Source organism: Stenotrophomonas sp. LARHCG68, assembly GCF_052871705.1.
The window spans coordinates 804,785-827,638 of the sequence record NZ_JBIXJV010000001.1 but is presented as its reverse complement, the minus strand read 5'-3'; the positions used below and the strand labels follow the sequence as shown (position 1 = coordinate 827,638).

Annotated in this window: 15 protein-coding genes and 2 pseudogenes; 5 read left to right on the top strand and 12 right to left on the bottom strand. The window is 69.6% G+C overall.

Going from position 1 to position 22,854, the window contains the following annotated elements; translation table 11 throughout:
* Positions 1-29: 29 nt before the first annotated feature.
* The 4 genes from ACIPR8_RS03540 to pilG are packed head-to-tail and all read right to left on the bottom strand — an operon-like array spanning position 30 to position 3,419.
* Positions 30-2,066 carry a methyl-accepting chemotaxis protein gene (locus ACIPR8_RS03540; RefSeq protein WP_132865307.1) on the bottom strand — a complete coding sequence of 679 codons (2,037 nt, stop codon included), beginning with the start codon at positions 2,064-2,066 and terminating at the stop codon, positions 30-32.
* Positions 2,067-2,107: 41 nt separating this feature from the next.
* Complete coding sequence (locus ACIPR8_RS03535) at positions 2,108-2,638, bottom strand: chemotaxis protein CheW (RefSeq protein ID WP_132865308.1); 531 nt, start codon at positions 2,636-2,638, stop codon at positions 2,108-2,110.
* The gene (locus ACIPR8_RS03530) at positions 2,638-3,000 is read right to left on the bottom strand and encodes a response regulator (RefSeq protein ID WP_132865309.1); all 363 of its coding nucleotides are present in this window, start codon (positions 2,998-3,000) and stop codon (positions 2,638-2,640) included. The genes ACIPR8_RS03535 and ACIPR8_RS03530 overlap by 1 nt, the downstream gene beginning before the upstream one ends.
* 17 nt (positions 3,001-3,017) lie before the next feature.
* Positions 3,018-3,419: a twitching motility response regulator PilG gene (gene pilG, locus ACIPR8_RS03525; protein ID WP_132866201.1), complete on the bottom strand. Its 402-nt coding sequence runs from the start codon at positions 3,417-3,419 to the stop codon at positions 3,018-3,020.
* A 237-nt stretch (positions 3,420-3,656) separates the two neighbouring features.
* On the opposite strand from pilG, the gene gshB reads away from it, so the two are divergent.
* Positions 3,657-4,607: a glutathione synthase gene (gene gshB / locus ACIPR8_RS03520; protein ID WP_192287409.1), complete on the top strand. Its 951-nt coding sequence runs from the start codon at positions 3,657-3,659 to the stop codon at positions 4,605-4,607.
* On the top strand, positions 4,604-5,494 hold the full coding sequence (locus ACIPR8_RS03515) for an energy transducer TonB family protein (RefSeq protein ID WP_132865311.1): 891 nt from the start codon (positions 4,604-4,606) through the stop codon (positions 5,492-5,494). The genes gshB and ACIPR8_RS03515 overlap by 4 nt, the downstream gene beginning before the upstream one ends.
* 54 nt (positions 5,495-5,548) lie before the next feature.
* Here ACIPR8_RS03515 and tsaB read toward each other — a convergent pair whose 3' ends face one another.
* From tsaB to mrcB, 4 genes are all read right to left on the bottom strand, one after another.
* The gene (gene tsaB / locus ACIPR8_RS03510) at positions 5,549-6,256 is read right to left on the bottom strand and encodes a tRNA (adenosine(37)-N6)-threonylcarbamoyltransferase complex dimerization subunit type 1 TsaB (protein WP_446540167.1); all 708 of its coding nucleotides are present in this window, start codon (positions 6,254-6,256) and stop codon (positions 5,549-5,551) included.
* A 10-nt stretch (positions 6,257-6,266) separates the two neighbouring features.
* Complete coding sequence (locus ACIPR8_RS03505; RefSeq protein ID WP_446540166.1) at positions 6,267-8,333, bottom strand: ATP-dependent DNA helicase; 2,067 nt, start codon at positions 8,331-8,333, stop codon at positions 6,267-6,269.
* 131 nt (positions 8,334-8,464) lie between these two features.
* Positions 8,465-8,995 carry a tetratricopeptide repeat protein gene (locus ACIPR8_RS03500; protein WP_132865314.1) on the bottom strand — a complete coding sequence of 177 codons (531 nt, stop codon included), beginning with the start codon at positions 8,993-8,995 and terminating at the stop codon, positions 8,465-8,467.
* A gap of 8 nt (positions 8,996-9,003) precedes the next feature.
* Positions 9,004-11,421 (bottom strand): penicillin-binding protein 1B, encoded by a 2,418-nt coding sequence (gene mrcB / locus ACIPR8_RS03495; RefSeq protein ID WP_446540165.1) that lies wholly within the window; start codon positions 11,419-11,421, stop codon positions 9,004-9,006.
* 96 nt (positions 11,422-11,517) lie between these two features.
* Between mrcB and ACIPR8_RS03490 the strand changes: the two genes are divergently transcribed.
* Positions 11,518-13,626: a glycosyltransferase gene (locus ACIPR8_RS03490; protein ID WP_446540164.1), complete on the top strand. Its 2,109-nt coding sequence runs from the start codon at positions 11,518-11,520 to the stop codon at positions 13,624-13,626.
* A gap of 16 nt (positions 13,627-13,642) precedes the next feature.
* Here ACIPR8_RS03490 and ACIPR8_RS03485 read toward each other — a convergent pair whose 3' ends face one another.
* Together ACIPR8_RS03485 and ACIPR8_RS03480 are read right to left on the bottom strand one after the other, a co-directional pair.
* Complete coding sequence (locus ACIPR8_RS03485; protein WP_446540163.1) at positions 13,643-15,196, bottom strand: hypothetical protein; 1,554 nt, start codon at positions 15,194-15,196, stop codon at positions 13,643-13,645.
* 103 nt (positions 15,197-15,299) lie between these two features.
* A complete protein-coding gene (locus ACIPR8_RS03480) occupies positions 15,300-17,459 on the bottom strand; it encodes a RelA/SpoT family protein (protein WP_446540162.1) in 2,160 nt (719 codons plus the stop codon).
* 62 nt (positions 17,460-17,521) lie between these two features.
* Between ACIPR8_RS03480 and ACIPR8_RS03475 the strand changes: the two genes are divergently transcribed.
* The gene (locus ACIPR8_RS03475) at positions 17,522-18,046 is read left to right on the top strand and encodes a hypothetical protein (RefSeq protein WP_192287414.1); all 525 of its coding nucleotides are present in this window, start codon (positions 17,522-17,524) and stop codon (positions 18,044-18,046) included.
* Positions 18,047-18,087: 41 nt separating this feature from the next.
* A complete protein-coding gene (locus tag ACIPR8_RS03470) occupies positions 18,088-18,630 on the top strand; it encodes a DUF4124 domain-containing protein (RefSeq protein WP_446540161.1) in 543 nt (180 codons plus the stop codon).
* A gap of 4 nt (positions 18,631-18,634) precedes the next feature.
* On the opposite strand, the pseudogene ACIPR8_RS03465 reads toward ACIPR8_RS03470, so the two are convergent.
* Positions 18,635-20,743 (bottom strand): annotated as a pseudogene (locus ACIPR8_RS03465) (DUF3418 domain-containing protein); the annotation flags it as partial.
* Between the two features lie 78 nt (positions 20,744-20,821).
* Positions 20,822-22,840: pseudogene (gene hrpA / locus ACIPR8_RS03460) on the bottom strand (ATP-dependent RNA helicase HrpA); the annotation flags it as partial.
* Positions 22,841-22,854 lie beyond the last annotated feature (14 nt).

The following is a 22,854-nucleotide window of genomic DNA, read 5'->3' as shown; positions in this document are numbered from 1 at the left end:
TTCCCTTCATCCCCGACCAGTCAGCCCGTTCAAGCCGGCAGCTTGAAGTCGGCCACCGAACGCCGCAGCTCGGCCGCCAGCTGGTTCAGCTGGCCCAGCGAATCGGCGGTCTGCCCCGCACCGTGCGAGGTCTGGCCGGTAATCTGCCGGATCACGCCCATGGTCTGGGTGATGTCGGTAGCGGCTGCGGCCTGCTGGTTGGCGGCGACGGAGATGCTCTTGATGAGGTTGTTCAGCGCGTTGGACACGCGTTCGATTTCGGTCAGCGCGGTACCGGCGTCCTCGGCCAGGCGCGCACCGGACACCACTTCGGCGGTGGTCTGCTCCATCGAGGTGACCGCTTCGTTGGTATCGGCCTGAATCGCCTGGACCAGGCCTTCGATTCGACGGGTCGCGCCGGAGGTACGTTCTGCCAGGCGCTGCACTTCGTCGGCCACGACCGCGAAGCCGCGGCCCGCTTCACCGGCCGACGCTGCCTGCACGGCCGCGTTCAATGCCAGGATGTTGGTCTGCTCGGAAATATCGTTGATCAGTTCCACGATCGAGCCGATTTCCTGCGAGGACTCGCCCAGCCGCTTGATGCGCTTGGAGGTTTCCTGGATCTGGTCGCGGATCTGGTCCATGCCCTGGATGGTCTGGCGCACCACGCCGGCACCCTCGGTCGCGATGACCACCGAGCGCTGTGCCACTTCGGCCGACTCGCTGGAGTTGCGCGACACCTGTTCAATGGAGGTCGCGATTTCGCCGATGCGGTCCGAGGCGCTGGTGATCTCGTCGGCCTGGTGGCCGGCCGCTTCTGCCAGCTGCATGGCGGTGGCCTGGGTTTCCTGCGCCGACACCGCCACCTTGCTGGAGATGTCGTTGATGGTGGTCACCAGGTGGCGCAGTTCGTCCACGGCGTAGTTGATTGCGTCGGCGATGGCGCCGGTCATGTCCTCGGTCACCGAGGCCTTCACCGTCAGGTCACCTTCACCGAGCGAGCTGATTTCGTCCAGCAGCCGCATGATCGCCTGCTGGTTGCGGCTGTTGAACTCCACCTGCGTCTGGTAGCGGGTTTCCTGTTCGCGCGAACGGCTGCGCACGGTGCTCCAGACGAACATGATGATCGACAGCACCGACAGGCCGCCGAACACCACGCTCCACCAGAAGTTCGGGAAGATGCGGGTATCACGGGTCGAGCCGAAGGCCGAGAACGCGTCGAACAGCCTGCGGCTGCTCTCCAGCATCTTGTCCGAGCCGGTGGTCAGCGCGGTGGCCGAGGACTGTGCGGCGAACAGGTTGCGCGAGCTGGCCAGGATGGCGTCGGCGTCCTTCTTCATCTTCGCCCACTGGTTGGCCGACTGCTCCAGCGCCACCTGTGCATCGGCGCTGCGCACCGCGGTGATGCCCATTTCCTGGTTGCCGTGGCGCAGGCCTTCCAGCACCTGCGAGAACACCACCATGTCGCGCGCAAGCGCGTCGCCGGCGCCACTGGCGCCCGGGCCACCGGCGCGGATTTCGGTCACGCGGCGGGCCATCGTGCCGGCCACCACGACCTGCTGCAGGCCGTTGTACACCTGCGAGGACTGCGCGCCACCGGCGGTCATTTCGCGTACCACCTCGTTCAACTGCGCCTGCAGCTGCGGCACCGCGCCGACGAAGCTGTCGGCGTTGCCGGCCAGCGCCATGATCGCCGGCTCACTGGCCACGATCTGTTCGGCGTTCTTGGACAGCGGCTTCCAGGTGTCGACCAGGTTGGCCAGCGGGCGGGACACGCCGGCCTCGGTGCCGAAGCGGCCCTGCAGCTCGCTCACGGTGCCTTCGATCTTGCTGCGGGTGTCCTTGAACGCGGCATACGCCGTGCGGCTGCCGCCCACGGCGTCGCGGCCCTGGTTGGCCAGCTGCTGTGACAGCACCTGCAGGTCGGCGGCACCGGTACTGGCGCCTGCCAGGCGGCTGCCCTGCCACGTTGCCACGCCGGTGTTGGCGCCGAAGACGATCATCGACAGCACCAGCAGGCCCAACCAGAAGTTGGTGCCCACGTTGCCCAGCTTGCCGGCCCTGGTGGATTCAGGAGCAGTACTCATCGTTCGACCTCGATATCAATGCGATGAAGCAGGCACGCCAATCAGGCGGCGGCCTGCCGGAATTCAGGAGTGCGGGAAAGCAACGACAGCGAAAACACGCCCCAGTCGCGCCCCTCGTCGTGGAAGGCACGCTCGACGAAGTGGGCATAGCGGCCCTGGGCGATGTCACCGGCCGGCACCTGCATGTGCTGCTCGAAGCTGCGCTGGCCGTACAACTCGTCGATGACCAGCGCCACGTCGCCGCCGGCCTGGCGCATGATCAGCACGCGCTGGCCTTCCTGCGGCGCGGTACGCTCGCCTTCGAGGAAATTCTTCAGGTCCACCACCGGGAACAGGTTGCCGCGCAGGTTGCCCACGCCCAGCAGCCACGGCTGCGCGCCGGGCACCAGGGTGATCGGCGGCATCGGCACGATTTCGACCACTTCGCGGAAGTCGGACACCAGGTGGCGCGTGCCGATGCGGAAGCCCACCCCGCGCCAGACATCCTGTGAGAAGCGCCGCTCGGGCAACTGCACCGCGTGCGCCAGGCTGCGCCGTTCGTAAGCTTCAAGGATGTCGAAGGGAGAACGCATCAACCCACCAATTTGTTGATCCGCGCGATCAGGTCATCCTCACGCGGCGGCTTGACGATGTAGTCGGTCGCACCCTGGCGCATGCCCCAGGCCTTGTCCGTTTCCATGCTCTTGGTGCTGACGATCAGCACCGGGATATCGCGGGTGGCCTCGTCACGCGACATCGCGCGCGTGGCCTGGAAACCGCTCATGCCCGGCAGCACCACGTCCATCAACACCAGTTGCGGCCCCTGGCTGCGTGCGATCTGCAGCCCTTCCTCGGCGTTGTCCGCCGACAATACTTCGTGGCCGGCCTTGACCAGCCATTGCGTAAACACCGCCCGGTCGGTCGGTGAGTCTTCGATCAACAGAATTCGAGCCATTTTGCCTTACCCCCTGGTCAGGCGTTGACGTATGTGCGGATGGCACCCAGTAGTTCGTCGCGGGTAAATGGCTTGGTGAGGTACTGCTCGGAGCCGACGATGCGGCCGCGTGCCTTGTCGAACAGGCCATCCTTGGACGAGAGCATGATCACCGGCGTCGACTTGAACAGCTGGTTGCCCTTGATCAGGGCACAGGTCTGATACCCGTCCAGACGCGGCATCATGATGTCGACGAAGATGATCTGTGGCTGCTGGTCGGCGATCTTGGCCAATGCCTCGAAGCCATCGGTCGCGGTAACGACCTCGCAGCCTTCACGTTTCAGAAGTGTTTCGGCGGTACGCCGGATGGTCTTCGAGTCATCGATCACCATCACCCTCAGTCCTGCGAGTTCCCCACCCGCAGCCATTTCTTCAACCATTTCCTGTTTCCCCGAACGCGCGGCCTGCATCGACGATGCCGCCGCGAAAGCGCATCTATATCCCAGCCCACGCGGCTGCTGTCAAGCAATGTCCACGGGAACAGGCCGGACATCCTTCACATGTGACGTACTTCTCATTTATGGCGCAAGTCCATTCAGGCTCCCCCGCCCCGTCCCGCGCTGGGCGCACCTGCCACGAACGGCTACCATCACCGTCTGAATTGCCGGATTGGACCCATGCCTTTAGACGTCATCGTGGTGATGGACCCCATCGCCCACATCAAGATCGCCAAGGACACCACCTTCGCGATGCTGCTGGAAGCCCAGCGCCGTGGCCACCGCCTGCACTACGTCCGCCCGGGCGGCCTGTCCCTGCACGGGGGCGTGGCCATGGCCGAGGTGGCGCCGCTGCAGGTCCGCGACGACAAGGCCGGCTGGTTCACCCTGGGTGCCTTCGCGCCGCTGGCGTTCGGCCCCGGCCAGATCGTGCTGATGCGCAAGGACCCGCCGTTCGACGGCGAGTACCTGTACGACACCCTCGTCCTGGGCATCGCCCAGCAGGCCGGCGCGCTGGTGGTCAACGACCCGCAGGGCCTGCGCGACTTCAACGAGAAGCTGGCCGCGCTGTTGTTCCCGCAGTGCTGCCCGCCGACCCTGGTCAGCCGCAGCGCCGCCGAGCTGAAGGCCTTCGTGCTTGAACACGGCCAGGCAGTGCTCAAGCCGCTGGATGGCATGGGCGGCCGCTCGATCTTCCGTAGCGGCACGGGCGATCCGAACCTGAACGTGATCCTGGAAACGCTGACCGAAGGCGGCCACAAACTGGCCCTGGCGCAGCGCTTCATCCCCGACATCAGCGCCGGCGACAAGCGCATCCTGCTGGTCGATGGCGAACCGGTGGACTACTGCCTGGCGCGCATCCCGCAGGGCGACGAGTTCCGCGGCAACCTGGCCGCCGGTGGCCGCGGCGAAGGCCGCCCGCTGAGCGAGCGCGACCGCTGGATCGCCGCCCAGGTCGGCCCGGAGATGAAGCGCCGTGGCATGCGCTTCGTGGGCCTGGACGTGATCGGCGACTACCTGACCGAGGTCAACGTCACCAGCCCCACCTGCGTGCGCGAGCTGGACGCCCAGTTCGGCCTGAACATCGCCGGGCAGCTGTTCGACGTCATCGAGGCCGGCCTGACGCAATGAGTTCCACCGCCGCCGGCCTGCCCGCCTCGTCACGCGTTACCGAACAGCAACGACTGACCGCCACGCTGGTGCTGTCCACGCTGGTGCATGGGTTGCTGATCCTGGGCGTGGGCTTCGCGGTCAGCGACAACGCGCCACTGGTGCCGACGCTGGACGTGATCTTCAGCCAGACCAGCACGCCACTGACGCCCAAGCAGGCCGACTTCCTCGCCCAGGCCAACCAGCAGGGCGGCGGCGACCATGACAAGGCACAGCGTCCGCGCGACAGCCAGGCCGGCGTGGTGCCGCAGAACCAGGACGGGTTGGCCCCGGTGCCGCTGCAGGCGCAGTCGGCCGCCGCGCCGCCTCCGCCGGAAGCACGGGTGATCACCAGCGTGCACGGCCAGGACCGCGTCGCCGATGCGCAGTCGCGGCCCCTGCCCGACCGCCCCGATGCCAATGCGCCGATGACCGCCCGCGAGCAGCGCGACGCGGAGATGGCGCGCCTAGCCGCCGAGGTGCACCTGCGCTCGGAGCAATATGCCAAGCGGCCGAACCGCAAGTTCGTCTCGGCCAGCACCCGCGAGTACGCCTACGCGAACTACCTGCGCGCCTGGGTGGACCGCGCCGAGCGCGTGGGCAACCTCAACTACCCCGACGAAGCACGCCGGCGCCGGCTGGGTGGCCAGGTGGTGATCACGGTGGGCGTGCGCCGCGACGGCAGCGTGGAAAGCAGCCGGGTGCTGCGCAGCAGCGGCGTGCCGCTGCTCGATGCCACCGCCCTGCGCGTGATCGAACTGGCGCAGCCATTCCCGGCGCTGCCACGGACCGAGGATGACATCGACATCCTGCAGGTCACCCGCACCTGGGTATTCCTGCCCGGTGGCGAGCTGCGCGACGACCGCTGAGGCGGTGACGGCGGGGATTCCATCCCTGCCTGTGGAGTTCTGCCTGCGGCCCGCTCAGCGCCTGGAATCGCGCAGCGCCTGCTGCTCGACCAGGGTCAGGGCGACGTTGTCGCGCAGGTAGGCCGGCTGCACCCGTTCCGGGGCGATGCCTTCGCCACGAGCCAGCATCGGCACCGCGATCTTCAGCACGTCCGCCGCATGCGGCAGCGCCGCCGGGTCCTGCGTGAGCAGACGCCCGGCCAGCCGCGCCGCCAGCACGCCTTCCAGCGCCCCCAGGCCGGTGCCGACCGCGGACCAGGCCGAAGCATCGTCCGGCAGCTCATACGCCTCCGGGGCCACCAGCACTTCCTGCCCGTCCAGCAGCAGCCCACCCTCCGCATCACGCAGGTAACGCGCGGCGTAGATCTCGCCCATGCGGGCGTCGATGCTGGCCAGTACCCGTGGCGCATCAGCCGGTGCGCGCAACGCCAGCGTCTGCAGCGTGGATACCGGCAGCAACGGGCGGTCCAGCGCCAACGCGATGCCCTGGGCGATGGCGATGCCCAGGCGCACGCCGGTGAAGGCGCCGGGACCACGGCTGAGTGCGATGCCATCGAGCTGGCTGCGGGCAACGCCGGCCTCGGCGAGCAACTGCTCGGCCCACGGCAGGCACAGTTCGGCATGCCGGCGCGGCGCGACCTCGAAACGCTCCAGCACCTGCCCATCCACATGCAGGGCGACGGAACAGGCTTCGGTGGCGGTTTCAAAGGCGAGCAGCTTCATGGCGATACGTTCACGACAGGGAAAATGGCGGCACGGCAGGATCCGCGACGGCGTCAGGCACACCCGCGGCGATGGTCGCGGCGGCATCGGTTTCAGGCGAAGGGCCCCATTGTCGCGCAAAGAAGGCCTGCACATCGGCCAGTTCGCGCGTCCGCCGGAACGGTGGCAGCGAATCCAGGAACACCCGGCCGTAGCCCTTGGACAACAGGCGCGGGTCGCACAGCACCAGCACGCCGCGATCGGTCTCGCTGCGGATCAGCCGTCCTACGCCCTGCTTGAGCGCGATCACCGCCTGCGGCAGCTGTTCGTCGCGGAACGGATTACCGCCCTCGCGCCGGATCGCGTCCAGCCGCGCCTCGAACACCGGGTCGTCCGGCGCGGCGAACGGCAGTTTGTCGATGACCACCACGCTGAGTGCATCGCCGACCACGTCCACGCCTTCGCGGAAGCTGGCCGAGCCCAGCAACACACCGTTGCCGGAGTCACGGAAACGCTGCAGCAGGCTGGCGCGCGGTGCCTCGCCCTGCACGAACAGCGGCCATGGCCCGTCGCGCAACGCCTCGGCGGCCTCGCGCAACGCGCGATGCGAAGCGAACAGCAGGAACGCCCGCCCCTGCGAGGCCTCCAGCACCGGCCGCAGCGCGGCGATCAGCGCCGTGCCATAGCCGCGCGCGGCCGGATCGGGCAGGTGCTGGGGCAGATAGCACAGTGCCTGCTGCGGCCAATCGAACGGGCTGGGCTGGACCAGCGTGTCCGGGTCATCCAGCCCCAGCCGCTTGGCCAGGTGATCGAAGCCGCCGTCCACGGTCAACGTGGCCGAGGTGAACACCCACGCCGCCATCGAGCGCTCGCGGTGCTCGCGCAACGGGCCGGACACATCCATCGGCGTGCGCTGGCAGCGGAACCCCCGTGGGGTCAGCTCGTACCAGAGCACGTCGTTGCCATCGTCGACGCCGGCGGCGTCATGCTCGTCGGCCTCGAAATCGAACAGCGGCAGGTCCTCGCCCAGCCAGCGCGCCAGCCGTGACACGGCTTCCTGCGCGCGCGCATGGCAGGCATCCAGGCCCGGCGAGGCCTCGCGCACCAACGCCAGCGCATCGCGCAGCTGCGCCAGTGCGGCGCTGACCGCATCGAAGCCGTCGGCCACTTCCGGCTGGGCCATCGCCCGCCAGCGGGTGCCGCGCGGCGGCAGTTTTTCCATCGCCTCGCGCAGCGCGCGCAGCGCCAGCTCCAGCGTCGCCACCGGTTGCTGCAGGGTGGCCTGCGCGCCGGCGACGCTGCGGCATTCGGCCAGGCAGTCGCGGGCCAGCTCCTGCCACGGGCGCATGCCGAAGCCTTCGCCGAAGAAATTGGTGGCCAGTTCCGGCAGCTGGTGCGCCTCATCGATGATGAACGCCTGCGCGCCAGGCAGGATTTCGCCGAAGCCTTCCTGCTTGAGCGCCAGGTCGGCCAGCAGCAGGTGATGGTTGACCACCACCAGGTCGGCCTCCTGTGCGCGCTGGCGGGCCCGCACCACGAAGCAATCGCTCCAGAACGGGCAATCGGTGCCCAGGCAGTTGTCGACGGTGGAGGTGACCATCGGCAGCAGCGGCGAATCGTCAGCCAGGCCATCGAGCTCGGCGATGTCGCCGTACTGCGTGCGCCCGGACCAGGTCACGATGCGCTGGAATTGCGCCACCTGCTCCGGCGTGCTGAAGCGCGGCTCGCCACGCGCCTGGTCCAGGCGATAGCGGCATAGGTAATTGGCGCGTCCCTTCAGCAACGCCGCACGATGGCCGACCCCCAGCGCGGCGCGCACGCGCGGCAGGTCGCGGTGGTACAGCTGGTCCTGCAACGCGCGGGTACCGGTGGAAACGATGGTCTTCAGGCCCGACAGCAGCGCCGGCACCAGGTAGGCGAAGGTCTTGCCGGTGCCGGTCCCCGCTTCGGCCAGCAGTACGTCGCGCTGCTGCAGCGTCTCGGCGATGGCACCGGTCAGGCGCAACTGGGCCGGGCGCGGCACGAAGGCATCCAGCGCGCGGGCGAGCGCGCCGCCTTCGCTGAGGGCTTCACAGCTGGCGGTGGCGAGGGAGGACATGGCCTTGGCGCGGAGAACCGGTGTCGGGGAACGGGAGGGCGGTGGACGAGACGACCGTTCGAGGGAACCCGGTGCACGGGTCCTGCCGGCCACTCAGCGTCGCGGCATCGCTGCCCGCGTCCCGGGCGCGGTCAGAACCGCTTGATCCCCGGCACCGTGCAGCCTTCGATCTGCGCGTGCGCGGACACCGCGTTCTCCTTCTCGGCGCGGGCCAGGCGCGACTGCTCGATGGTCGCCCAATGCCGGCGGCACAACGGGCCGGTACGCGAACCCAGGTCCACGGCCTTTTTGGCCAGGGTCTCCGCGCGCGCCCAGTCGGCCTGCAGCAGCGCCACTTCGGCACGTTCCTGCAGGATGCCCGGGTCATTGTCGACCAGCATCAGCGCCTGGTTCAGGTCCTCGGCGGCACCGGCCAGGTCACCGGCCTTGCGCTTGGCGATGGCGTTCTCGCGCAGGTCATCGACCTGGGCGTCGCGCAGCGGCTGCACCGACAACTCGGTGTCATCGACGCCGGCGATGGCCTCCACCGCGGCCAGGCGCTGGGCCGGCGTGGTGGTGTCCTGCACGACCGGTGGCGACGGCGGCGTGCTCACGCAGGCCGCCAGCAGCAGGGAGGCCGCCGTAGCGGCCAGCGCGAAACGAAGAGCAGAAGAAACGTTCATGCCCGGCATTATCGCGCAGGCGTCTCGGAAGCGGGCGTGGAGGCCGGTTCAGGCGCCTTGCGGTCCAGCCCGAACCAGCTGCGCCAGCCACCGCCTTCGCTGCCACCCTCGCCGGCATCCGGCACGGCCTCGGCCGGCGGGCTGCACGGCGCATACGCCGGCGCGAAGCCGACCACGAACGGGAAGCGGCGTGCGCCCGGGCAACCTTCGTCGGTGGCGTTGTTGCCGTTGGCATCCACGTACTGCCAGTCCAGCCCCTTGTTGTTCACGCGCAGCGGCTTGCTCGGCAGGTTGCGGAAGATGCCCGACCACACCCGCATCGCGCCGGAGGCACCGAACAGGCCGGTCTGTTCGTTCTGGTCGTTGCCCATCCAGATCACCGCAAGGTGGTCGCCGGTGTAGCCGGCGTACCAGCTGTCGCGGCCATCGTTGGAGGTGCCGGTCTTGCCGGCCGCCTGCAGGTGCGACAGGCCCTCGGCGTTGAGCCGGGCGGCGGTGCCACTGGCCACCACCTGCTGCAGGCCCACGCTGATCAGGTTGGCGGCGATGGAATCGCCCTCCTGCGCCGGCGCCGGGCTCTTGTCGTAACGCTTGAGCAGCTTGCCCTGCGCATCGACCACGCCACGCACCGCGTGCAACGGCTGGATTTCACCACCGGAGGCCAGGAACTGGTACAGCTGGGTCATGCCGTATGGGCTCTGGTCGGTCGAGCCCAGGATCACCGCCGGGTTGGCCTCGGCCTTGAGCCCGGCCAGCACGTTGATCAGGTGGGTCAGCCGCTCCGGGCCGACCTGCATGCCCACGCGCACCGTGGCCTGGTTGTAGGAGCGCGCCAGTGCATCGATCAGCCGGACCGTGCCATGGCTGCGGTTGTCGGCGTTGCCTGGGGTCCAGTTGCGGCCCCGGCTGAGGTTGACCGTCACCGGCGTGTCCTCGACCCAGGTCGCCAGCGAGAAGCGGTCCGGCTGGGCCAGCGCCAGCAGATAGACGAACGGCTTGAGCAGCGAGCCGACCGGGCGCTGCGCCTCGATGGCGCGGTTGAAGCCCGGCTCGGACACGTCGCGGCTGCCCACCACCGCCAGCACGTCGCCGTTGTGCACGTCGGTCAGCACCAGCCCGGTCTGCAGTTCGGGGCGGCGCTTGTTCTCCAGTGCCTTGATGGTGTGCTGCACCGCCCCTTCGGCGTAGGCCTGGGCGGACGGCGACATGCCGGTGAACACGTTCAGGCCGGCGCCCTGCAGCACGCTTTCCGGGTAGTCGTTGCCCAGCTGGCGGCGCACCAGGTCGATGTAGGCCGGGAAGCGGTTGGCCGCGGCGATGCCCGGCGTCTTGGACACGCCCAGCGGTGCCTTCAGTGCGCGCTGGTACTCGGCATCGTCGATCAGCTTGTTCTCGTGCAGCTTGCCGAGCACGAAGTTGCGGCGGTCCAGCGCGTTGTCCGGGTTGCGCCGCGGGTCGTAGTACGACGGCCCCTTGACCAGGCCGATCAACAACGCCACCTGCTCGGTGGTCAGCGAATTGAGGTCGCGCCCGAACCAGAACTCCGCGCCCGACGCCACGCCGTGGATGGCCTGCTTGCCACGCTGGCCCAGGTAGACCTGGTTGAGGTAGGCCTCCAGGATGGTGGCCTTGTCGTAGCGCGCCTCCATGATCAGCGCGTACAGCACTTCATTGAACTTGCGGGTCAGCGTCTGTTCCTTGCCGATCCCGAGCAGGCCACTGCGCGCCAGCTGCTGGGTCAGCGTGCTGGCGCCCTGGCGCGTTTCACCGCCCGAACGCACGGCCACCCACACCGCGCGCACGATGCCGCTGATGTCGATGCCGTGGTGATGGGCGAAGTCCTTGTCTTCCACCGCCTGCAGGCCGGTGACCAGCAGCTCGGGGGTCTCGGAGATCCGCACCAGGCGGCGCTCCTCCTGCTTCTGGCCATAGAGCGTGGCGATGCGCGCCGGGTCCAGCCGCGCCGCCTTCAGCCCCTTGCGGTCGGCCGCGTCACGCAGCGAAGCCACCTGCCCGCCAGACACCACCACCTCGACCTGGCGCGGCGCGATCCGGCCATCCACGTCGATGTAACCGCGGCTGGAAATGCGGAAGCTGCCGCCCTGCACGCGGTAGGTGCCGGGGCTGCTGCCGGTGCCGTCATCACGGTAGCCGGAGGCCGCCAGCTCGGTCTTGAGCGTGGCCGCGTTCATCGCCACGCCCGGGCTGAGCACCAACGGCCGCGCGTAGACACGGGTCGGGATCTGCCAGCGCAGTTCACCGAAACGCTGGGTGACCTGGTTGTTCAGGTAGATCGTGTAGGGGGCCAGGAAGCCCAATCCCAGGGCGACGGCGGCCATGCCCCAGGTGATCAGGCGGCTGCGCCACGGCGGACTGCTGTCGTCGGTATCGTCGTCGAACTCGTCGGAATCGTAGCGTGGCGGCACGGGGATGCGAGAATGTGAGTTGCAATGAGTCTAACGCAGCCATGCCCCGGGGCGCGGTCGCGGGCCCTTCCCTGCTTAAGCTGGAGTTCCACCGGAATGTCGATGTCGCTGGCCGATGCGCGCTACCACCTCAAACGCATCGTCGGCCTGATCCGCCGCGGGCTGGCCAGCCTGCGTACCCGCGGCTGGCGCGCCACCCTGCACCGGGTCGGCGTGCATACCCGCCGCCAGCCGCCGCCGCAGCGCGCGCCGCTGTTCTTCCCGGAAGCCGCCCCGTTCGCACCGTTCGCACCGTTCAGCGTGCCGGCCAGCGAACAGCCGCGCGCCAGCATCGTGATCCCGGTCTACAACCACTGCGCCCACACCCTGGCCTGCCTGCGCGCGCTGGCCGCGCATCCGCCGGCGGCCAGCTGCGAGATCCTGGTGGTCGACGACGGCAGCAGCGACGAAACCGCCACCTGGATGCCGCAGGTGCAGGGCCTGCGCTACCACCTGCGTGAACGCAACGGCGGCTTCATCGCCGCCTGCAACGACGGCCTGCGCCTGAGTCGCGGCGACTACGTGGTGCTGCTCAACAACGACACCGTTCCCCAGCCCGGCTGGCTGGATGCGCTACTGGATACCTTCGCCCGGGTTCCCGAAGCCGGCCTGGTCGGCGCGCAGCTGCTGTACCCCGATGGCCGCCTGCAGGAGTCCGGTGGCGTGGTGTTCGACGATGGCAGCTGCTGGAGCTACGGCCGCTTCGAGTCGCCGGAGGATCCCCGCTATGCCAGCCTGCGCGACGCCGACTACTGCTCCGGTGCGGCGCTGGCGGTGCCGCGTGCACTGTTCGAACAGCTTGGCGGGCTGGATGCCCGCTACGCGCCGGCGTATTACGAGGACACCGACCTGGCCTTCAAGGTGCGCGCCGCCGGCCGGCGCGTGCTGGTCCAGCCGGCCAGCCGCGTGGTGCACGACGAAGGCACCAGCAATGGCACCGATACCGGCAGCGGGGTCAAGGCCTACCAGGTACGCAACCAGCAGGTGTTCGCCGACAAGTGGCGCGATGCCCTGCGCCGGCAGCTGCCGGTCGGCAGCGTGCCCGGCCCGGCGCTGCTGCACCGGGACCAGCGCCAGATCCTGGTCCTGGACGAATCCATGCCGCACCCGGACCGTGACTCGGCGTCACTGCGCCAGGTCAACCTGATCCGCATGCTGCTCGCGCAGGGCGCGCACGTGGTGTTCGTGCCCACCCGCGGCGAGCATGCCGGCGGCGCCACCGAAGCCTTGCAGGCGATGGGCGTGGAAGTCTGGCACGCACCGTTCCTGGGCGGCATCGGCAGTTGGCTGCGTGACAACGGCAAGCGCTTCGCGGTGGTGATGATGGTGCGCTACCACGTCGCCAACGAATGCCTGGCGCTGGTCCGCGAATTCGCGCCGCAGGCGCGCACCGTGTTCGATACCGTCGACCTGCACTACCTGCGCGAGCGCCGCGGCGCCGAAGTGGCCGGCGACGCCAGCCTGCTGCGTGGCGCCGAGCGTACCCGCGCCAGCGAGCTGGCGATCATGGCCGCCACCGACATCACCCTGCTGGTCAGTGCCGCCGAACAGGAGCAGCTACGCGTGGACGCGCCGCAGGTCCGGGTCGAACTGGTGTCCAACCTGCATGAAGTGGCCGGCCACGGCCTGCCGTACGCGCAGCGCCACGACCTGGTGTTCGTCGGTGGCTTCCGCCACCCGCCGAACCTGGACGCGATGCAGTGGTTCATCGGCGAGGTGTTCCCGCGGATCCGCGTACAGCTGCCCGATGTCCGCTTCCACTGCATCGGTGCGGACGTGCCCGAGGCCATCCAGGCGCTGGCCGCCGCCTGCCCCGGCGTGATCGTGCACGGCTACGTACCGGACGTGGTGCCGTACATGGAACAGGCCCGCCTCGCGGTGGCACCGCTGCGCTATGGCGCCGGGGTCAAGGGCAAGGTCAACCTGAGCATGGCCCACGGCCAGCCGGTGGTCGCCACCAGCTGCGGCGTGGAGGGCATGTTCCTGCGCGATGGCCAGGACGTGCGCGTGGCCGATGAGGCGCAGGCTTTCGCCGATGCGGTGGTGCAGCTGTATGCCGATCCGGTGCTGTGGCAGCGCCTGTCCGACAACGGCCTGCACAACATCGCCCGGCACTTCTCGATGGAGGCCGCCCAGGCGGCGGTCACGCGGGTGTTCTTCGACTGACGCCGCCCTGCGCGGCTCAGGGCCCCGGACCGGCCGAGCGCACGCGTTCGGCGAACGCGTGGATTTCCGGCGTGCCCGGGTCGATCTGGCGCGCCTGCTGCAGGGCCTGCGCGGCGAACGCGGTGTCGCCCATGCCCAGCCGCTCGCTGCCAACGGCCAGCCAGCGCTGGGCCAGGCGCCGATGCGCGGGGGCCAGCGCCGGGTCGCTCGGCGCCAACGCCTGCCAGGCATCCAGGCAGGTGCGCGCGGCACGCAGGCGATTGCCGCGCAGGTTGTCTTCCATGCACTGCCGGGCCGCCGGCTGGATCCGGGCAGCGGCGCGCCGCACCCGCGCATCCTGCGGCGCCAGCGCCTGCGCTGCCTTGAACCGGTCATAGGCGCTGCTGCCCGGTGGCAACAGCCACTGCTCGCGCGCCTCGGCTTCCTGCAACTGCACGAGCAGGCGCTTCAGGCGCCGCTCGCGCTCGGCGTTGGACAAGGGGGTTTCCATCGACTGGCGTGCGTCGCGCGCACGCTGCACCGCCTGCTCGGCGGCGGCCACCTCGGTGCTGTCCGGGGCCAGCGCGCGGGCCTGCGCCAGCGCCGCCTCGGCCTGCCCGAAGTGGAAGTCGGAAGCCAGGCGCGTGGCCTCCTGTGCCTGTGCCACGGCGATGCGCTGCAGGCCACGGCGCGCGGCCGCGTCCTCGCCCACCGCCAGCACCTTCTGGAACGATTCGGCGGCCTGCGCCAACCGTCCACGCGCCAGTTCGCGCTCGCCCTGCCGGGCGCGCTGTTCCAACGCCGCATTGAGCGCCGCCTTGGCCGCCGGCAGTTCGGCATGGCCGGGGTCATAACGCTCCACCCGCTGCAGCAGCGCCGCCGCGTCGGCCAGCCGTCCTTCGTTGGCATCACCCGAGGCCCGTGCCAACAGGTCGGACAACGCGTCGTCGCGTCCTTCCAGCGCCTGCATGCGGTCCGGCTGCACCGCCAGCACGCGCTGGTACAGCGGCAGCGCGCTGTCCGGCCCGTCGTCCAGGCTGCCAGCCAGGTGCGCGGCCTCCGCATCGCGCAGCAACTGCTCCACGCCGTCCTGCTCGCGGCTGCCATGCTGCAGCGCGCGCTCGATCTGCTCGATCTCGGCCGAAGGCGCCTGCAGTTGCCGTGCCAGCTCCAGCGACGTACGTGCCGCGGCCAACTGGCCGGCACCCATCTGCCGGCGTGCCTGCGCCAACGCCGCCTGGCCGGTCTGCACCAAGGCGTCCTGCACGTCGCGCCGGTCCGGGTCCAGGGCCGCCGCCGCGGCGAACAGTTCGCGGGCCCCATCGCCATCCGGGGCGGTCAGCCGCCCCTGCGCCAGGGCACGGCGACCGTCATCGAGCAACTGCTGGATGCGTGTTTCCGGCCAGAACCAATCGGCCAACGGCTGCCGCAGCAGGGTCAACAGCAACGCCAACGCCGCCACGCCCAGGCCGATCGAGCGCCACGCACGCGGACTGTTCCAGCCACGCGCGACCCACCAACGGCCATACAGCCGCAGCGTGTCGCCGAGCGTTTCCAGTCCCTGCCTGCAGCGGTGCCGCCAATTCTCCATGCGTTCCAGCATACCTGTCGGGGCATGACGGCCATCCTGCCGTGCCCTGCCGTGTTTTCCCGTGAGGCGCGCACCTGCCCGCTGCCGGACAGGGCGCGCGGCATCATCCCAAGCGGCGCACGTCGTCCACGCCCGGCAGTGCATCCAGCTTGCCCAGCAAGGTGGAGAGCTGGCCGTAGTCGCTGACCTTCAGGCGCAGGCGCAACTGCACCCGGCCACTTTCGCGCAGGTTGTCGCTGTTGATCTCGGTGACGTAGGCGTCTTCCTGGGCGATCAGGTTGGTGATGTCCTTGAGCAGCCAGCGCCGGTCGACCGCACGCACCATCACGTCCACCTCGTAGCCGGAGCCGGTGCGCCCCCACTCCACCGGCAGCACCCGCTCCGGGTGCGCGGCGGCCAGCCGGGCCAGCGCGACGCAGTCGGCCCGGTGCACGGTGACGCCGCGGGTGCGGGTGATGTAGCCCTGGATCGGTTCGCCGGCCACCGGCTGGCAGCAGCGCGCCAGCTGCACCAGCAGGTTGCCCACACCCTGCACGGTGAAATCGGACTTGCCGGTGCTGCCGCGTCGCGCGGTGGGACGCGGCAACGGCGGCGGCGCGGCCGGTGCCTGCGCCGCCTTCTCCGCTTCCAGCAGCGCGCGGCTGACCTGGTTGGGGCCGGTGTCGCCGAGCGCGACCTGGATGTACAGGTCATCCACGCTCTCGGCGTGGAAGCGCCGCACCACGGTCGCCAGGTCGGCCTGCTGCAGGCCGAGCCGCTTGAGTTCGCGGTCCAGCAGGTCGCGGCCGGCCTGCACGTTGCGCGCACGGTCCAGCTTGTGGAACCACGAGCGCACCTTCTCGCGCGAGCGGTTGCTGGCCAGGAAGCCGTTGGCCGGCAACAGCCAGTCGCGACGGGGATCGGCCTCCTTGCCGGTCAGGATCTCGACCCGGTCGCCACTGCGCAGGTGGTAGGTCAACGGCACGATGCGGCCGTTGATCTTCGCCCCGCGGCAACGGTGCCCGACCATCGTGTGCACGTGGTAGGCGAAGTCCAGCGGCGTCGCCCCGGCCGGCAGGTCCATCACCTCGCCCTTGGGGCTCAGCGCGTAGACGCGGTCCTCGACCAGTTCGGCATCCAGCGCGCCGGCCAGGTCCTCCGGCGCGGCCGGGTCCTGGGCCTGCTCCAGCAGCTGGCGCATCCAGGTGATCTTGCGGTCGAACGCCTTCTCCGCGCCCTTGCCGCCCTCCTTGTACTTCCAGTGCGCGGCCACGCCCAGTTCGGCCTGGGCATGCATTTCATGGGTACGGATCTGGACTTCGATCGTGCGCCCCTCCGGGCCGATCACCGCGGTATGCAGCGAGCGGTAGTCGTTGGCCTTGGGCCGGGCGATGTAGTCGTCGAACTCGCTGGGGATGGGCGTCCACAGCGCATGCACCACGCCCAGCGTGGCGTAGCAGGCGGCCACGTCGTCGACCATCACCCGCACCGCGCGCAGGTCGTAGAGCTGCTCGAAGGCCAGGTGCTTCTTCTGCATCTTCCGCCAGATGCTGTAGATGTGCTTCGGGCGGCCACTGACCTCGGCGGGGATGCCCTGTTCGGCCAGGGCACCGGACAGCTTGCGCTTCACTGCTTCGACGTAGCGCTCGCGCGCGATGCGCGTCTCGTCCACTTCGCGGGCGATGTGGCGGTAGGTTTCCGGGTCCAGGAAACGGAACGCCAGGTCTTCCAGTTCCCATTTCAACTGCCAGATGCCCAACCGGTTGGCCAGCGGCGCATGGATGTCGCGGGTCAGCTGGGCCAGTGCGCGGCGCTGTTCGTCGGGCAGCTTGTCGGCCGCGCGCATGCAGGCCAGTTGCCGCGACAGCAGGATCGGCACCACGCGCAGGTCATGGATGATCGACAGCAGCAGGCGGCGCAGGCCCTCGGAGTTGCGCCCGGCGTCGCGCCCGGCATGCAGCGCCCACACCTGGTCGGCGGCGTCCTGGCCATCAAGCAGGCCGGTGACCGCCGCGGCCATGCCGCCCAGCGGCAGCTCGGCCGCGCGCGCGCGCAGGCCCGGCAGGTCGAACAGCAGCGCGGCGATGATCACGCTCTCGTCGGCGGACAGCAGCGCCAGCGAATCCAGGGTGTCGGCCAACACCGGCCAGGGCAGGCGCGGCGCGTGCGCCACGTCGGGCTGCTGCCAGCACGACAACAGGGCCTGCCGCAGCGGTTCGGACAGGGCGCGGGTGGAAGGACGCTGCAGCAGCGTATCCAGGCCAGGGGAGGAAGAACGGTTCACAGCAGTCAATTGCAGGTGGATGCCCCTACACTAGCGCCCAACTGCCGCCGGGAACAACGTTCATGAAGCTGCCTCGCCTTGCCGTCCTCGCCGCCTTCACCGCGCTTTCACTGTCGCCGCTGCTGCCGGCCCATGCCCAGCGCGTGGTCCATGGCGACCTGCAGCAGCAGATGTCGCCCGCCGAGTTCAAGGCCGCCGGCCTGGACAAGCTCAATGCCGAGGAGCTGGCGGCACTGAACAACTGGTTGCAGGGCAAGGTGGAACAGGCCGCCAGCGTTGCCAGCGCCGCGGTGGAACAGGCCCGCGAGGAAGGGCGCCAGGAAGTGATCGTGAAGAACCGCGGCTTCTTCGATTTCGGTAGCCGCGACCCGATCGTGGCCAAGCTGGAAGGCGAATTCCGTGGCTTCGGCAAGGGCCGCCAGTACACGCTCGACAACGGCCAGGTCTGGGAGCAGACCGACGAGGCCAGCGTCTCCGGCGTGCGCCGTGACATGCCCACGGTGGAGATCACCCCAGGGCTGATGAACGTCTGGTACCTGCGCGTGGAAGGTCTGAACACCCGCGCCAAGGTCCGCCGGACCAAGTGACCGACGCCGCGGCACCGCCCCTCCCAGCGACCCCACCTGCCATGCCCAACACGATCCTGCTGCCCCTGTTGCTGTTGCTGTTGCTTCCTGCCGGCGCGCATGCGCAGGTCTACAAATGCAAGGGCAAATCGGGGGAGACGATGTACTCCGAGCATCCCTGCGACGCCCGCGCCGAGCCGATGAAGCTGCGCGAGGACCGCATCGCGTCGACGGCTGCCGGCACCGGTACCGAGCCACCCGGCCAGCCCCCGACGGAGGCCGCGCCGGCGGCGACCGCCGATGCCGGCACCAGCGCCGATGGGGAGGCCAACCGCGCCGCCGAACGTGCCTGCATCGCCACGGCCACGGCATCGATCTACGGCTCGTCCAACGACCGCGTCGGCACCCTGCAGCAGCAGATGGCCATGCTCAACGACCAGCTGGCCGCGGCCACCACCGCCGAGCGCAGCCAGGCCCTGCGCGGGCGCATGGCCACGTTCCGCCAGGCCATCACCCGCGAACACGCCAACGCACAGAGCCAGCTCAACACTGCGCGCCGCGCCTGCGCCGAGCAGCACCGCCCGGCGGCGGTGCCGGCCCGCTGAGGGGTCAGCCGCGCAACGCGGCGACCCGCTGCGCCAGCTTCTTGGCGGAGATCCCCGAGCGGAAGCCCAGTTCCTGCGCGAACAGCGATACCCGCAGCTCCTCGATGTCCCAGCGCAACGCCGCCCATTCGGCACGCGCGGCGCGGCCCTGCAACCGCGCCTCATCCAGCGCGTCGACGAACGGCTTGAGCTCCAGCATGCGTGCCTGGTCACGCGGCGGGTCACGCTTGGCGCGTTCGGCGCGCAGCAGCATGGCCTTGAGGTAACGCGGGAACTGGGCCAGCGCATCGGCCGGCGTTTCACGCAGGAAGCCGGCATGCACCAGCCCTGCCAACTGCGCCTCCATGTCGTCCAGGTTGCCGCGCGCCCAGCCCATCAGCGGTGCTTCCAGCTGTGGCTTGAGCTCACCGACCAGGCCCAGGATGGTCTCGGCCAGCTTGAGCCGTGTCATCGCCTCGCCGAACAACTGCCTGCCGGCCTCGCTGCGGCGCTGCTCGAACGCCTCCGGTGTGCGGATCCCGGCCAGGCCATCGGCCAGTACCGCGTTCATCGCCGCATCCACCAGGTCGCCGCGCAGGCGCTCCTGCGACTCGATGGCCGCGTACAACAGGCCGGTCTTGGGCGAGACCGGCAATTGCTTGCGGGCCTGTTTGACCTTGTCGGCCAGGCCGATTTCCAGCAGCCGGCGTACACCCAGCGGATGCGCCAGCGCCGCCTCGTTGCGGTCGGCGAAGATGCGCAGCGCGGCGGCATCACCGGTGTCCACCAACGCCGGATAGGCGGGCACGCCGGCCTCGCCCGGGACCTGCCCGGGGATCGCTGCCGACGGGAACTCGCGCAGGCCTTCGGCCGCCAGCGCCTGCCCGGCGCGCGCGGCAAACGCACTGCCGGCACGTTCGCCGAAGCGCGCACGCAGCGCCTCCAGGTCGCGCGACATGGCCAGCAGCCTGGCTCCCTTCCCGTTCGCCGAGACCTCCTTGCCCGGTGCATTGCCCCTGCCCGGTTCAGCGCCGCGCGACGGCGCCGCCTCGAACAGGCGCAGGTTCATCCGCAAGTGCGGCTCCAGGGCATCCACCTCGAAATCGGTGGCCGCCACCGTCGCCCCGGTGGTCTTGCTCAGGAAGCGCGCCAGCTCGCCACGGATGTCATCGGCCGAAGGCTGCGGCCAGGCCTCGAAGAAGGCCCGGCCGAAGTCCGGCGCCGGCACGTAGTTGCGGCGCATCGCCTTGGGCAAGGTACGGATCATGGCACTGGCCTTGTCGGCGACGAAGCCCGGTGCCAGCCACGACAGCCGCGCCGGGTCCAGCGCATTGAGCAGGTGCAATGGCACGTCCAGGGTCACGCCGTCATCCTCGGCACCGGGCTCGAAGCGGTAATGCATCGCCAGGCGTGCGTCGCCCAGCGCGAAGTACTTCGGGTAGCGGTCTTCCTCGCTGCCTTCGCCCGGCAGCAGGTCGGTCAACGACCACTGCAGCGTGCGACGCTGCTCCGGCGGCAACGCCTGCCACCAGCCGTCGAGCAGGCTGGCCGAATGGATATGCGGCGGCACCCGATCCAGGTACCAGCGTGTCTGCCAATCCTCGTCGGCGACGATGCCGGCACGGCGCAGCTTGGCTTCTTCCTCGCGCGCCTGCTCCAGCACCTTGATGTTGTCGGCGACGAAGCCGGCGCGCGTGTTGATCTCGCCGGTCACCAGCGCCTGCCGCACGAAGATGTCGTGCGCCTCGCCCGGGTTGATCTTGCCGTAATGCACGGGCTTCTTCGGTGCCAGCACCAGGCCGAACAGGCTGATCTGCTCCGACGCCAGCACCTGTCCCTGCGCGCGCGACCAATGCGGATCGAAGTGTTTGCGCGCCAGCAGGTGGGGAATCTCGGCGATCACCCAGTCCGGCTCGATCGACGCATTGGTCAGGCCCCAGACGCGCTGGGTGTCGAGCAGCGTGGCACTGAGCACCCACGGCGGCGGCCGCTTGGCCAGCGCCGACCCCGGGAACAGGTGGAAACGGCGCTGTCGTGGCGCCTGGAAATCACCCTTGTCGGTGCGATGCCCGACCTGGGTCGGGAGGCCGGCCAGGATCGCGCGGTGCAGGGCCTGGTAGGCGGCCACGCGCACCTTCTCCGGGATACCTGGCGCGGTGTCGGACTCGGCGTTCCCCCTGCCCTGCGCACGGGGCGTGCCGGTGGCAGCCGGGTCCGGCTTGCCCTCGCGCGCCAGGCGCGCGGCCTTGTGCAGCTCGCCACGCGTGGCCTTGCGCTTGGCCTCGGCATCGCCGCCGGCCGGCACCGCGACCGGTGCGGCCAGCAGCGCCCTGCCGAAGGCATCGCCCTCGTTGACCGACCAACCGAGCTCCTCGCACAGCAGGCGCAGCTGGCGGTGCAGCTCGCGCCATTCGCGCATGCGCAGGAAGCCCAGGAAATGACGTCCGCACCAGTCGCGCAGCTTGGACTGGGTGAGATCTTCATGTGCGATGCGATAGGCCTCCCACAGGCGCAGGATGCCGATGAACTCCGAACGGCCGTCGGCGAACTGCGCATGCGCGTTGTCGGCCGCCTCGCGGGCTTCCGGCGGACGCTCGCGCGGGTCCTGGATGCCCAGGAATGCGGCGATCACCAGCATCTCGCGCAGGCAACCGCCCTTCTGTGCGGCCACCAGCATGCGCGCCAGCTTCACGTCCACCGGCAGGCGGGCCATCTGCCGGCCAATCGCGGTCAGCTTGCGCTCCGCATCGATGGCGCCCAGCTCGGCCAGCTGTTGCCAGCCGTCGGCCACCGCGCGCTCGTCGGGGGCTTCCAGGAACGGGAATTCATCGATCTGGCCCAGGCCCAGCTGCAACATGCGCAGGATCACGCCGGCCAGCGAGGAGCGCCGGATCTCCGGGTCGGTGAACTCCGCGCGCGACTGGAAATCGGCTTCGGAATACAGCCGGTAACAGATGCCTTCGGAGATGCGGCCGCAGCGGCCCTTGCGCTGGTTGGCGCTGGCCTGCGACACCGGCTCGATGTGCAGGCGGTCCAGCTTCTGGCGCGGGCTGTAGCGTTTGACGCGGGCAAGGCCGGGGTCGATCACGTAACGGATGCGCGGCACCGTCAGCGAGGTCTCGGCCACGTTGGTGGTCAGCACGATGCGGCGCTTCGGGCCCGGGTTGAACACCCGGTCCTGGTCCTTGGCCGAGAGCCGCGCATACAGCGGCAGCACTTCGGTCTCGCGGTACTTGCGGCGCTCCAGCGCCTGGTGCGCGTCACGGATCTCGCGCTCGCCGGGCAGGAACACCAGCACGTCGCCACGCGCGTCGCTGCGGGTGATCTCGTCCACCGCAGCGACGATGGCGTCGTTGACCGACACCGGGTCCGAATCCGCGTCCTCGCGGCGGCCGCGCGCGCCGGCCGGGCGCATTTCCTCGCCGTTGGCTGCCGCCTCGTCCAGTGCGCGGTAGCGCACTTCCACCGGGTAGGTCCGGCCCTCGACGTTGACCACCGGTGCATCGTCGAAGTGGCGCGAGAAACGCTCGGTGTCGATGGTGGCCGAGGTGACGATCAGCTTCAGGTCCGGGCGCTTGCGCAGCAGCTGCTTCAGGTAGCCCAGCAGGAAATCGATGTTGAGGCTGCGTTCGTGCGCCTCGTCGATGATCAGCGTGTCGTAGCGCGACAGCCAGCGGTCGGAGGCAATCTCGGCCAGCAGGATGCCGTCGGTCATGAACTTGATGCGGCTGTCCTCGCCGACCTTGTCGGTGAAGCGCACCTGGTAACCCACCACCGAACCCAGCTCGGTCTGTAGTTCCTCGGCCACGCGCGCGGCCACCGCCCGGGCGGCGATGCGGCGTGGCTGGGTGCAACCGATCATGCCGGCCTGGCCACGGCCGGCGGCCAGGCACAGCTTCGGCAGCTGGGTGGTCTTGCCCGAACCGGTTTCACCGGCGATCACCACCACCTGGTGCGCGCGGATCAGCGCGGTGATCCGGTCGGCTTCACGCGCGATTGGCAGCGCATCGTCCATGGTGATGGAAACCGGCTGCGCGGCCCGCTGCCTGCGCTGCGCCTGCGAGCGTTCCAACAGCTGCAACAGCGCCTGCTCGGCGGCCGCATCGGCCGGCTTGCCCTGCCAGCGTGACCACAGGCCCAGCAGGCGGCCGCGGTCGCGGCTCATCGCCCCGTCAATGGCCTTGCGGGCGTCGCGCAGGCGGATGGCAGTCTGATTTTCGATAGCGCTCATCAATCGTTCAACGT

What these genes read in the sequence shown, in the direction of transcription:
- tsaB (WP_446540167.1), bottom strand. Translation starts at nt 6,256, where the DNA reads ATGAAGCTGCTCGCCTTTGAAACCGCCACCGAAGCCTGTTCCGTCGCC.
- ACIPR8_RS03485 (WP_446540163.1), bottom strand. Translation starts at nt 15,196, where the DNA reads ATGGAGAATTGGCGGCACCGCTGCAGGCAGGGACTGGAAACGCTCGGC.
- ACIPR8_RS03515 (WP_132865311.1), top strand. Translation starts at nt 4,604, where the DNA reads ATGAGTTCCACCGCCGCCGGCCTGCCCGCCTCGTCACGCGTTACCGAA.
- ACIPR8_RS03475 (WP_192287414.1), top strand. Translation starts at nt 17,522, where the DNA reads ATGAAGCTGCCTCGCCTTGCCGTCCTCGCCGCCTTCACCGCGCTTTCA.
- ACIPR8_RS03490 (WP_446540164.1), top strand. Translation starts at nt 11,518, where the DNA reads ATGTCGATGTCGCTGGCCGATGCGCGCTACCACCTCAAACGCATCGTC.
- ACIPR8_RS03530 (WP_132865309.1), bottom strand. Translation starts at nt 3,000, where the DNA reads ATGGCTCGAATTCTGTTGATCGAAGACTCACCGACCGACCGGGCGGTG.
- ACIPR8_RS03470 (WP_446540161.1), top strand. Translation starts at nt 18,088, where the DNA reads ATGCCCAACACGATCCTGCTGCCCCTGTTGCTGTTGCTGTTGCTTCCT.
- ACIPR8_RS03535 (WP_132865308.1), bottom strand. Translation starts at nt 2,638, where the DNA reads ATGCGTTCTCCCTTCGACATCCTTGAAGCTTACGAACGGCGCAGCCTG.
- ACIPR8_RS03505 (WP_446540166.1), bottom strand. Translation starts at nt 8,333, where the DNA reads ATGTCCTCCCTCGCCACCGCCAGCTGTGAAGCCCTCAGCGAAGGCGGC.
- gshB (WP_192287409.1), top strand. Translation starts at nt 3,657, where the DNA reads ATGCCTTTAGACGTCATCGTGGTGATGGACCCCATCGCCCACATCAAG.
- ACIPR8_RS03540 (WP_132865307.1), bottom strand. Translation starts at nt 2,066, where the DNA reads ATGAGTACTGCTCCTGAATCCACCAGGGCCGGCAAGCTGGGCAACGTG.
- pilG (WP_132866201.1), bottom strand. Translation starts at nt 3,419, where the DNA reads ATGGTTGAAGAAATGGCTGCGGGTGGGGAACTCGCAGGACTGAGGGTG.
- ACIPR8_RS03500 (WP_132865314.1), bottom strand. Translation starts at nt 8,995, where the DNA reads ATGAACGTTTCTTCTGCTCTTCGTTTCGCGCTGGCCGCTACGGCGGCC.